This window comes from Ostreibacterium oceani (assembly GCF_009362845.1).
Lineage (GTDB): Bacteria > Pseudomonadota > Gammaproteobacteria > Cardiobacteriales > Ostreibacteriaceae > Ostreibacterium > Ostreibacterium oceani.
Map to the genome: position 1 here is coordinate 250,203 of NZ_WHNW01000001.1, position 12,185 is coordinate 262,387.

Genomic DNA, 12,185 nt, shown 5'->3' on the forward strand with positions numbered 1-12,185 from the left:
CGCACTAACAACGACATAAATTTGACTACTTATCATGTTTTTTAACTAAGTCATGTATTGGCTGCCTTGATAGTAATCGTTTTACCGCACGCCTCACACTAAAAGGAATAACATAGTTAACCCATCGCATCTTAGGGTGTGTATATATTTTCCAAAGCCATACGGCAGATTTTTCTCCTGATTTCAATATAAATTTAGGTTTAGCATCAATATTAAATAATTGCTCAGGAATAATATTCAAACTAGATTTAGGCGAAAGAGACAGCGATAAATAGTTTGTTTGATAAAAATTAGCTTGGACAGTAGACGTATCTATTGTATCTACCTGCCCCCCTGACTGAATAAAGTGCCATAAAGCATCTGCTGTATTTTCTGGTGCGCCCAAATAATTAAATAATTGTGTCCAATCGCGACCCGATAGTCTTTCAGGAAAGGCCCCTACGTTTGGCGCAAAAATAGGTAGTTGTGCATGTAGCGCGTAGCTCAAGGTGTAGCTATAAGTTTCAGGCCAGCGCGCAGGAAAGAAAATCATATCAATATCATGGTGCTGCATCAATTGCAACAGTTCATCTCGCACATAAGGACCTGTTGTATTGACATTTTTCAACGTTTTATACCCATACCCTAAGATAATAAAGTCTATCGGGTACTGTGATTTCTTAGCGTATACTGCCACCGCTTCTAGGAAATCCGCTCCTTTCTCACGGCTAACCGCGCCTAAAATACCCACTTGGTAGCGAGTTTTTTTCATGATAGGCTTCACCGATTGCGTAACTTTTCTTTCTGGTTCAGCGTGATAAGCAATTATTACGTGGGGTAGATGATAGATGTCTCCAAAAATTTGTCGTGCCGCTTGTGACGGAAAAATCACCCGATCAGCCTGCTCAAGTAATTCACGGTGGGTTGCACGAAATGATTCGCGCGTCATATTTTTAGGGTATGGATACAAGGGGTTTTCAAGGGTTTCATCAAAATAGCCAGGATAAACACCTGTTTCATCAGAAAGCGTTGGGTTACCCCCTAATAAATAATAATCGTGTATCGTAATTTGATACGGTAAATCCAATATTTTAGGTAAAACAAATAAATCTGAACTACATTGAAACGTATGATGATAGTGAATCAAAGTAATACCCAACTGACGTAAAATTTCGTGCAGGTTGTCTATTTGTTCGGGCAGCTGAAAATATAGACGATCAGCTTGTCGAGAGGTTGATAAACTCAGAGTAGCGCCGCCCTTATCGTCATGGGGGACTAATAACAAATGGGCAGCGTCAGTTGATAATATTGCTGAAAGCTCTTCTATATGCTGATCGACACCGCCGCCCATGCCATGAGAGATATGTAAAACTTTGGGTAGATCGAATGACGCGATTAATTTGGCCATTTGATAAAGTCGCGCTGGACGTAATGGGTCTGCTGCAATAAATTTTTGCACATCGGCATGATAGCTGGGATATCGCTGATCAATTATCTTGCAGGCATTTTCTATTAACTGTTGCTTTTCCTCACCAAAACTAACGCCTCCTTGATGGTAAACATACAAGTTCGGTGTGATGTAATTTACAAGCCCTTGCGCAATGGCGCGTTGGCAAAAATCATTTTCCTCGCCATAGCCTCTACCAAAAGCCGCTTCATCAAAATAGCCTACAGCATTTAACGCGCTACGTTTTATGTACATACAAAAACCAACACCTGTTGGTGCATCAACGCAAGCATAGGTGCTTGTGGCGAAAACCGCGTCAATTTGCGCGACAGACAAATCAAACGGAATAACATTATCTTGTAAAAAATCCGGAAAAGTACAGATTGTCGTATTATTACTTAGCGGTGTCATTGTTGCTGCATTTTCATATCGGTATATTTCGCGCTGCAAGCGCTCCAACCAATCATTAGCTACTATCACGTCACTATTCAATAAAACAACATCATGTGTCACTTGATATTGCATACCACGGTTAACACTGCCGACAAACCCCAAATTTTGTTCATTCGTTAATAAAACCACATGTTCAGGGTAACGCGCTACTATTTGTGCAAGTGTCGTTGCCATATCGGCTTCTGGACTCGCATCATTAACCAACACCAATATCGCATGCGGATGTGCGATGATATTTGGCAAGGCCGATTCAATACAAGCAATCGTCATTGCTGTATCTGTGTAAATGGGCAAAACAACACTGATAGTGGGACGTGTGGGATAAGGCTTAAATGTTATAGCGTCAGTCATAAATAGGTTAGATAAGATGAAAAATAAAAAAGTAAATTAGCGAATCCATTTTTTTAGCCACCTTAATGGCTTGGTGACACGCCAACTCAATGAATTTTCGTAAGCTTGGATCATTTGAATCGCTTCTTCATGATGCGTTTTCCAATCTTTAACGTCTTGGATTAATGTTTTAATATATTGATATTGTTCTTGTAGTTGGCCTTGTTGCTGTTTTAGCTCTGCAATATCGACTTCTCGCTGGTGCTTAAGCTGTTCAACGCCTTGTGAAAGCACATAATTTTGTCTTACTAGCGTTGCCATTTCCCACTTGACCAGTCTCTCATCGATATGGTCAGATAAATGCGCCTGCATTTCTTCGGCGGATAGCGTCGTTTCAATAATTGATTCGATAGGGTGCTCATGGTAGAAAGATTCTGTTTTTATTGTCATTTCTTCGATTCCTATTGATTCATATTGCGGTATGAACGGGGTTTGCAATGTATTGTAAACATGGTGCTGTAATTCGTTAGCTACCGTTTTTACGGGGTAAGTCGCCCCAAGATGTTGTTTTTTAACGCGCTCTGCCAATGCACCTATGTCTGGGACCAACACAGGAACATGCGCATGAATATCTGATAAGGCATAACAAAAAGACTCAGGTACACCAGGAAAAAATATCACAATATCGACATGATAACCGTCCAATAATGCAAGCACCTCATCGTGATGATAGCACCCATGTTGAATCTTTGCCAACTCTGCTTTTGCCTTGTAGGTTTCAGGCGTAAATCCAATACAAACAAATTGTTCAGTCTCTGTATTCAGTGTCTGTAGCCATGTTTGTAAATACTGTGCACCTTTGTCAGTGCCAATTGCCCCCACGGCAGCGATAGTCCGTTTATTGTCTTTCCACTGTGCATCCTGTTTTAGTTTTTGGATAAATGCCAGTGTCTCGTCATCTAACTGTATTTGCGGTAATTCGACGGCGTGTGGTAGTACCTCTGTTTTTATATTAGGAATATATTGCTGAAAAACTTGCTGTAAATAATTTGATGGCGTAATAATCGTTTGGCAGCGATGGATGCGTTTTTTTAGCCGCTGAATATGTGCCTCATCTGGATGAAGATAATAGTCTGCCTCAAATGGCTGCTGCCCCAAGCAACAATGATCATGCGCTGTCATCACAAAAGTATGATCGCCTATTAGTGCAAGTAAGCAATCAAAGGCATCACCAACGAAACTATGCCCATGTATAGCCAAGGACTGCACTGACGCATCAATCAGTGACCGCAAAATAGCAAATCGCCACTGCTTATCTTGGTAGAGTTTAATGCCATGATATTGTTTATTTTGTGCATCATAGAAAACACACTGGCACTTTGTAACCGTTAGTACATACGGACGATAGCGGCTCGCTTTGCTATTGACTAGATCATCAATATAGCGCTGGGTGCCTCCCCTGACTGGATTAACAATGTGCAGTACTGCTTGATGAATACTCATATTATCTGTCATTCAACCAACACACTAAGGGGCTGCCACACTTTTTTATCTGTAATATCTAGCACATCAATGCAAAGTGCTTTTTGAGGAAAGCCGTTCATGAGGACCTGCGAATATAACGAATAAAGTTTCTGATAGGTACGGTATAACGCCAGCTAGCTGACTGATGTATGCGATTAATGTCTGTCTTATACTGTTGTCTTTCAACATCCCATTGTTTTTCCTGCCGTTGATGAGCGTTAACCTGTTGCTGCATGGCTATGATTTTTTTCTCTAGCGACTGAATTCGCTGACAATTATTCTCTAACTGGTTTTTTGTGGATGCGTATTGCTCGCACATTTCTCGGTAGGCAGAAATCGGCACAGCATCATAAAATGCCGTATTTAATTCGCTGATAGGCGAAGATATTTCTATAACAATGCGTAAGTGGTCTTGTACTGTCGCAATAGGGTGCTCTGGCTTCATCAGCAAAAAAGCTTGTGCACTGTTGGCTAACACCCGCATGGGTAATGAATCCTGACTATCTGTAACTGCCTCATGAAGCGCAGTAGTGTATGGTGATTGTGTGCATGACCACAGTAACTCACCATCAGTTTGGTAAACACGAAGGTTTTTTATGAAATAAACTCCTTTTCTATCAGCAAAATCAATTCGCCACTTCGCTAACTGGTCAGTCGGCAAATCAAAAGACAAACGATTGATTTCTCCCATCATCCCACGTTGTAGCTGGGTGTTTGATTCAGTGAACTCAGACTCATTGTTAGGTTGCCAATAGAGTTTGACGATGTGCTGAATGCTCATTGGTGGAGCAGGTTCTGCTTTCGTCCAATTCACCGTCTGTGTATTCGGCCTAGCTTCTATAATGAATTGGTAAGTTGAGCCTTCTGGTTTTGCTAATAGCCAATTACGTACCGCATCCGCCTGAGAGTCAATGCGCTGCGTAAACTCGCTATCTAATAAATCTCTGCTCACTCGATCACAGATTTGTTGCTGAAAACCCGTTTCGTCTAACAAGGCAGCAATCGTTTTCTGGGTATAAAATCGAATGTGCGTACGGTCTAAAATCCCCTCCTCTCGGTAGTGCCAGCTATCATCATACAAACCAATTAATGCGCCTACGTAGCCAGCATTAGGTATGGATATTAGCAGCTTACCACTGTCACTTAGCAGCGACTTCGCCGACTCTAACACCCGCTCTGGCGAATAAATATGTTCTAACACATCGGCGATAACGATAACATCAAACTCTGTTGCCTGAACATCAAATAAATTTGATTCTAACCTATCCTTATTTAGGTCTAGCATGACGGCTTTATCGAGTTTTTGCGTGGCTATCTGGATACTTTCTTGGCTATACTCGATGCCTACCACATAACAGTCTTTAACCTCTTTTAGATAGCGCCCAAGCTCACCTACGCCGCAGCCAATATCCAGTACACGGCTGCCTTTAGGAATGTGCTTAGCAATTAAAGCCAACGAGCTATTTTTATCTTTTGGGTCAAATTGGCGTTGATAGACTTTTCCCACGCGTGAGTATTCCTACGTAAAATAAGTTGCTATTCTAACAGAAAAGCTATCGATATACACTCACCCTTCATAGCGTTCACAGCCTCGGTAGATTTTAGTCATTCACGCTAATAACTCACTGGGTATTATCCTGCGTGGTATAAAGTTGATACAAACTCGATAAAAAACAATTAAAACAGATAATACTGGATTATCAACGAGTAGAAATGTTATTATCGCGCTTAATAATAAAAACATTATGTGTAAAAACCAAATTCGTTAGGAAGCACCAAAACTACCGTACTAACACCCGACAATTAAACACATTTATCGCAAACTAAAATTTTGGTAAAATACTTTTTATGCCAATCAATCGAAGAAAATTCATTCAATATGCTACGTTAAGCCTTGCGAGTACCTCGCCAGTATTCGCGCAATCGATTACTGCGTCGGCTTCGACGAGCAACGAGCTGCAACAGCAAGTCAACGCCCTAGTCAAAAGTCACCGGCGGGCAGGGCGCGTCAGTAGCAATGAACGCACCGCCTGGTCTGTCTATGATTTTCAAACGCAAAATAAATTCGTTTCTATCAATGAGCAAACCCCTTTGCAAGCCGCGAGCATGATGAAGCTGTTTGTTGCTTTGGCTTACTTTTATCTGCATCAGCAAGCACCCAATAAATATACGTACTATGCTGAGACCAAAGACCTCATGACAAAAATGATTGTGAATAGCTCTAATACGGCAACCAATACCTTAATGAAACGCTGCGGTGGGCCTACCAATGTAAAGCGCCTGTGTCAAAAAGCCACAGGTAGTCTATTTAACCAATTAAGTCTCGTCGAATATATCCCTGCTAACGGGCGCACGTATCGCAATCGTGCTTCTGCCCATGACTATAGTAAATTGCTTTATGCGTTATGGCATGACCGCCTACCCAGCAGCCGAGAAATAAAGCGCATTATGTCATTACCTAGTGGTAACCGAATGCTGACAAGCCAAATGCCAGACCAATTAACAATCTATAATAAAACGGGATCAACGGCTATGCTATGTGGTGATGTTGGCATTATCCAAACACAAACTGGACAAGCCTATACATTTATTGGGATTATTGAAAAAAATCGTCGAACACAAAATTATTCCCAGTGGATTCGTAGCCGAGGCGACGTCATGCGCGAAGTCTCAGAATTAGTGTACGGCTTTATGCAATCACGCCATCAGCTACTCAATAGCCTTGGGTGATTTGTCAGTTTTTTACAAAAACAGACAGTTACAGCATATTAACGTTTTTATCTTTTATACCTTTCTATAAATCGCTGAGAAAAGGTTGCGTAACCCTACCTTTGAATAACGCCAAATCTCATAGATGATGATAGCGGCAACAAATGCGCCAGTCAGTGATACAAAAACATAAAACCATCCTGACAAATTAGTTAAATAAGGTCTATCGAAGTACGCCAAAAAAAGGCGAGGAATAAACAAAAAGGTAAAATTATGCGTTAAAAAAAGCGTAAACGAGTATTTCGATAACAATCTTAACATATCAGCCAATAGTTTAGGCTGGCATAACATGCTCATAAGGCAAAGGGCACTAATTCCCCCACCTAACTTAATTAAAAATTTCAACCATAAAAATAAATGTGGATATTCTGATTGATTTAAAATTAATAAAGGATATGCCATTATCAAACAAAAAAACAAATATGAGATAATTATTTTTACATTCAACTTATTGTTATTTAATGTTATATCTTTTCCATGATGATATAGCATCATTCCCACATAGAACGCGAATAAAATGTCTATACGGAAAAACTCCAAGGGAGCAAATGGTACGATAAGCGTCGTTTTTACATAAATGACCTTGTAGAGTAACCATGCTGCAAATAAAATATTTATATAGCGTAACTTCGCCAATCCAAACAATAAGGGTAGCAGCAAAAAACACAAGAAAAGGTCTTTCAAAAAATATAGCGGCGGATTTGCTGGCAACACATTAATTGCAAACATGGCTTGGAGCCAACCGACTAAATTGAAAGGATAAAGGCTTAAATCCGCACGATAACTCGGGTTTGATACTTGCGCATGATAACTAAATACTAGAATAAATAACAGATTAAACAACGCAAGTGGTATTAAAAGCCGCTTAGCTTTATTGACAATCATTCTACAATATCCATGTTTTAGGTAGCTAGTAAGTGCCAAATAGCCTGAAATAAGACTCAAAAAAGGAACAGCCCCTCTAGCAAAGGTGTCTTTTAAAAAAATCATCAAAAAACCATTTAGCTGCCATTCGTTGGCGCTAATAATCAATGAGCTGCTACTAAATATCGGCAAATGTGCTATTGTGATTAGAGTATTAATACCGGACGAATGGCCTTTACACCATCTGATAAGTTGCTTGTTATTTGGTTTTGATTCATGATATGTCGGCGTTTTGATCTAGGCGTTAAGTCTCTGATTTTTTTGAATGTAATCAAGGTGTCTGCTAGCGCGACTAGGGAAAGCCCAACCTGAGCTCAGCCTGAGATGAGCCTAAGCCTAACCTAAGCATTTCTCCTGCTAAATTTGTTTCCCTGTAACACTTTTTTCCATCAGCGCTCTGCCGTTTACAGGTTTTGGCTTGATGTGTTTGCTTAGTATCATACTTTAAGGGACATTCGTCAAGGTCTACCTATAACCATAAGACATTGTGGCGATTTACTTACAGGAACTATTTATAAGTAATACTTATGCGACTATTTATATTGAATATCTAGCGATTTAAGTTTACGGTAAAGGTTCGTTCGTTCTAATCCTGACCGTTCAGCCAACTTGGCGACATTGCCCTCACAATGTGCTAATTGTTTGATAAAATAGGCTCTTTCAAATTGCTCTCTCGCCTCACGGATAGGGAGATCTATCGGAATAGAATCGTCACTGTCAAGACTGGCTTGATGGTTGATTTGCATCAGACTTTGCACCGTCTCTACGTCAATTTCGTCCGATTCAGCCAAAACCAACGCACGCTGAACAAAGTTTTTTAACTCTCTTACGTTACCCGTCCAAGGGCATTGGCGCAGAAAATTAAGCGCTTGCATCGTAAACTGTCGAAAGGGTAAGTCTTCCTGATCAACAAACTCATAAATAAAGTGATTAATGAGCTCTGGAATATCGTCTTGGTATGTTTGTAAATTCGGTAAAAAAATAGCAATTGATTTGATTTGATAATAAAAATCAGGTTTTATTGACCCTTGTTCTATTAGTGTGTCAGGGTGGTATTGACTACCAAAACACAATCTAGCGGTGATAGGTTCATTAACCTTTGACTGTGGGCGTTTGACTGTTTTTTCTTCGATTAGCTGGGTAAAAAGCGCCTGTGTCTCTGGCGTTAAATCCATCATTTCATCGATATATAATGTCCCACTGCCCGCTTGTTGAATTAGCCCTTGTGTTTCGCCACTGCCAAAAATTTCAACCAGTTGATTTGTCCGTGAAAGTGCTGCAGCATTGACTGAGATAAAAGGCTCTGATGCTTTATCTGGCGTTATTTGGTGTAAGTAACGGCTATAAAACTGCTTACCTGTGCCTGATTTTCCCCAAAAACTAACTGGTAACTCGTTGGTTTTTAATAATTCTAATTGATTTTTTATTTCTTTTATTGAATCACTTTTACCAACAATTTTAATCGGTGGGTTAATGGTGCTCAACAAGGCGGCGTTTTTTTTCTCTAACTTGATTTTTTTAGCGGCATTCTCTAACGTAATCAATAATTTTGCGGTAGAAATCGGTTTTTCAACAAAATCAAATGCGCCGTGTTTTGTTGCTTGTACCGCTGTTTCAATCGTCCCGTGTCCAGACATCATAATGATTTCACAGCGCAGGGTTTTTTCTTGCCATCGTTTTAATAAAGAAATACCGTCTTCATCAGGCATCCATATATCTAGCAGTGCAATATCAATGGGTTGGTTGATATTTTGATAGATTTCATCCGCTTGATTCGCATTGGCTGCCGTTATCACTGCATAGCCTTCGTCTTCTAGAATATCTTTGAGTAATTCGCAGATATCTGGTTCATCATCTATAATTAAAATGGTCGTTGGTTGTAAATTCATGGTGTTGGTTCTTGGGGTATTGGTAAAGTTAAAATCGCAACTGCGCCTGATTGGGTTGTCCGATTGCGTAGCTGAATGTTACCATGATGCTCATCAATGATTTTTTTCACTATCGCGAGTCCCAACCCTGTGCCTTTTTCTTTGGTCGTGATATAGGGGTCAAATAATTTTTGAAAGTCTTCAGGCAGGCCTTTACCGTTGTCAGAGACTTCTACATTTAGCTGATTATCTGTGTTACTGGTTGTTATTGTTATTTCTCCATTACTTTGTTTGTCACAGGATTCTATCGCATTTTTAATTAGGTTATGAAAGACTTGGCGTAATGCACTTTCATTGCCTAATACGGTATCGCACGCCGCATTTAACGCGCAAGTTAATTGAATATTTTTATAATAATCTTTGTATAATTCGTTGATTTCTTGAATCAATGAATGAATTATAACTGGTGTTTTTTGTGTTTTGACGGGTTTGGCAAAATCACTAAAATCGTTCACCATGTTTTTTAACGATTTAACTTGATTGGTAATCACTTCTATCGATCGATTTAGAACCGCAACCTCGTTTTCATCAAGCTTATCCTGTAATTTATATTGTAACCGTTCAGCGGCTAATAAAATCGGCGTTAGCGGATTTTTTATTTCGTGTGCAAGGCGTTTGGCAACCTCTTCCCAGGCTGCTTGTTTTTGTTTTTCCCAATACTTGGTTAAATCATCAAATATGACAACAAATCCGCCTTGACGATGGTGATTGGCAGGCAACGCCGTAATTCGCGCTATAAATTGTTGTTGGTTTTTGTTGATAGTTAATGTGATTTCGCTTTCTTGGGTTTTTGTCGTCATCGATTCGATGTTTAATTGTGATATAAACTGAAAATAAACCGCAAATGTGTCAGTTAATGCGAGTAATGGAGTAAATACAATAGATGATAAATCACTGTCTAATAATTTTTCCGCGTATTCATTGTAAGTAAGCAGTTTTTTTTCATCGTCCAAAGTAATCACTGCCGATGTCATATTATTAATAACCGTCGCTAAATAAGCCCGCTCATTTTCAACTTTGAGGCGATTCATTTCTGCCTCATTGGTGGCTTTTTTTAACGAACTGGTCATTAAATTAAATGAATTAACTAATGTACCAAAATCATCCTTTCTATCCAAGGCGAGTTGCTGAGAAAAATCGCCTTGTGACACTTTTTTAGTGCCACGGATTAAATCCCGAATAGGTCGCGCCATATGATTGGCAAAATTAATCGCAGATAAAATCAAAAAGAGTGACGCTAATGATAAAACAAGACCAAGTACATAAATAAAACTACTGCTTATTTTAGGTTTTAAATAATTAAATTTATCACGCTCTGCAATGGTTTGACTGACTTGATCAGTTAAATCTGATATCGTATCAGGGATATGAAAAATCGCTTGCAAATAATAGTTTGGCGCACCGGGTTTGTTAATAATGGTTAGTGTCCGTATTTGAAACTGTAAATTTTGGGTTTCAATACTAAACAATCCGCCCTCATTTTCTACCCGCAAAAAATTATCATGATTGGGAATATTAGGCACTATGACTTGCCTGTTTTCGCCAGAAAACGCTTGAATAAATCCTTTTTCATCAAACACGGTTAATTCGTATGCCCCAATATTATTGCGTATTCCTTCGAGTTCGGATTGTAGTCGAATATATTCAAAAGGCGCAATAATAATGGCAGCGGCATTCGTATCTCTCAATGCTTGCAATGCACGATTGTCTAACGCTTTTTGGCTAAGAATTAACGAATTATTTAATGCACTATCAATCCCCTCATCAAAACTGGTTTGAAAATCATAGCTTAAAAATTTAAAAGCAAAAAAAGCCAAAAATAATAAAGGAATAATTGCAAGTAATAAGGTCCGCCATAAAATCGTTAGCGATAACGACGCACCTGGTATGGATTTTTTATAATTACTGAGTAATTTAACCGAATAAATGCTAACGATGATAAATAAACAAAAAATTCCCATGCCAATCGTAATCAATAAGGCATAGTAATTTTTTTCGAACTGTTGGCTACCTTCGGTCGATTGCGCTAATAAATAAATCGATACCAGCGTAATAATGGCGACGAGATAACCCAGTCCTAAAATTCTATTTTTAGACTTTAAGGAAAAGACCATTTTTCCCATTCGCTATTGATTTTCCAATAATCAGAAAATAACGTTTTTAATTTCATATGATTCGGTAAATCTGTTTCGTCAATAATAAACCGTACTGATAATTCATAGGGCGTATCTTTTAATAAATTGGCATGAATTAAAGGAAATTGTTTTACTGATGCTATTTGTTCGATGGCGTCTTTTGCATTGTTATAAATAGCGACCTCATAAGTAAGTGGATTTTTAACATGGTATTGTTTTGTTACGTTATGATAAAACAACCAGTACGATTTTTTTAAGGTTGCTAACGGTTTTATTCGATACCACCTGTCTGTTTTTATCACAAATTCATACGAAAATTTTAGGGTAATACCGTTTTTTAGTGCTTCTAATACCGTTTCATTAAGCGCAATATCGCTGTCAACATCAACATAAATAGTGCCTTCTTGTTGGTATGTTTTATGTTGGGTTATTTTTGTTTGGGCTTGTAGGTAACAAGGCAACGCAAAGACGATGAATAGAAACCATCGGTAGTCTAACTTTATTTCTTTTCTTTTTCTATTTATTAAAAGATTTATTATTAGTGCGCTTATTTTGTGATTAAAATACATATCACATTATTTTAGTTAGGGTTAGTTAGTGTTATACAATAGGATAACTTTGTGGTTAACTTGAGGACAAAAATAGAATTATGGTTATACACAGGTTATTATCACGCTATACCGAATTTATTAACAG

The 12,185-nt window shown here is 38.8% G+C and carries 8 protein-coding genes; 1 reads left to right on the forward strand and 7 read right to left on the reverse strand.

Features of this window, described 5'->3' with window-relative positions:
- Positions 1 to 25: 25 nt before the first annotated feature.
- The 3 genes from GCU85_RS01085 to GCU85_RS01095 form a co-directional block, all read right to left on the reverse strand.
- On the reverse strand, positions 26 to 2,230 hold the full coding sequence (locus GCU85_RS01085; RefSeq protein ID WP_152808464.1) for a glycosyltransferase: 2,205 nt from the start codon (positions 2,228 to 2,230) through the stop codon (positions 26 to 28).
- Between the two features lie 36 nt (positions 2,231 to 2,266).
- Positions 2,267 to 3,724 carry a glycosyltransferase family 4 protein gene (locus GCU85_RS01090; protein WP_152808466.1) on the reverse strand — a complete coding sequence of 486 codons (1,458 nt, stop codon included), beginning with the start codon at positions 3,722 to 3,724 and terminating at the stop codon, positions 2,267 to 2,269.
- A gap of 85 nt (positions 3,725 to 3,809) precedes the next feature.
- A complete protein-coding gene (locus tag GCU85_RS01095; RefSeq protein ID WP_152808468.1) occupies positions 3,810 to 5,240 on the reverse strand; it encodes a class I SAM-dependent methyltransferase in 1,431 nt (476 codons plus the stop codon).
- 341 nt (positions 5,241 to 5,581) lie between these two features.
- On the opposite strand from GCU85_RS01095, the gene GCU85_RS01100 reads away from it, so the two are divergent.
- Positions 5,582 to 6,463: a serine hydrolase gene (locus tag GCU85_RS01100; protein ID WP_152808470.1), complete on the forward strand. Its 882-nt coding sequence runs from the start codon at positions 5,582 to 5,584 to the stop codon at positions 6,461 to 6,463.
- Positions 6,464 to 6,517: 54 nt separating this feature from the next.
- Here the strand turns inward: GCU85_RS01100 and GCU85_RS01105 are convergent, their stop codons facing one another.
- The 4 genes from GCU85_RS01105 to GCU85_RS01120 form a co-directional block, all read right to left on the reverse strand.
- Complete coding sequence (locus GCU85_RS01105) at positions 6,518 to 7,663, reverse strand: acyltransferase family protein (RefSeq protein WP_328592777.1); 1,146 nt, start codon at positions 7,661 to 7,663, stop codon at positions 6,518 to 6,520.
- A gap of 296 nt (positions 7,664 to 7,959) precedes the next feature.
- Entirely contained in the window at positions 7,960 to 9,315 is a 1,356-nt protein-coding gene (locus GCU85_RS01110) for a sigma-54-dependent transcriptional regulator (RefSeq protein WP_152808474.1), read from the reverse strand.
- A complete protein-coding gene (locus tag GCU85_RS01115) occupies positions 9,312 to 11,477 on the reverse strand; it encodes a sensor histidine kinase (protein ID WP_152808476.1) in 2,166 nt (721 codons plus the stop codon). Before GCU85_RS01115 ends, GCU85_RS01110 begins: the two co-directional genes overlap by 4 nt.
- A complete protein-coding gene (locus GCU85_RS01120) occupies positions 11,453 to 12,058 on the reverse strand; it encodes a DUF4390 domain-containing protein (RefSeq protein WP_152808478.1) in 606 nt (201 codons plus the stop codon). The genes GCU85_RS01115 and GCU85_RS01120 overlap by 25 nt, the downstream gene beginning before the upstream one ends.
- Positions 12,059 to 12,185: the final 127 nt, after the last annotated feature.

What these genes read in the sequence shown, in the direction of transcription:
- GCU85_RS01100 (WP_152808470.1), top strand. Translation starts at nt 5,582, where the DNA reads ATGCCAATCAATCGAAGAAAATTCATTCAATATGCTACGTTAAGCCTT.
- GCU85_RS01110 (WP_152808474.1), bottom strand. Translation starts at nt 9,315, where the DNA reads ATGAATTTACAACCAACGACCATTTTAATTATAGATGATGAACCAGAT.
- GCU85_RS01090 (WP_152808466.1), bottom strand. Translation starts at nt 3,724, where the DNA reads ATGACAGATAATATGAGTATTCATCAAGCAGTACTGCACATTGTTAAT.
- GCU85_RS01120 (WP_152808478.1), bottom strand. Translation starts at nt 12,058, where the DNA reads ATGTATTTTAATCACAAAATAAGCGCACTAATAATAAATCTTTTAATA.
- GCU85_RS01115 (WP_152808476.1), bottom strand. Translation starts at nt 11,477, where the DNA reads ATGGGAAAAATGGTCTTTTCCTTAAAGTCTAAAAATAGAATTTTAGGA.
- GCU85_RS01085 (WP_152808464.1), bottom strand. Translation starts at nt 2,230, where the DNA reads ATGACTGACGCTATAACATTTAAGCCTTATCCCACACGTCCCACTATC.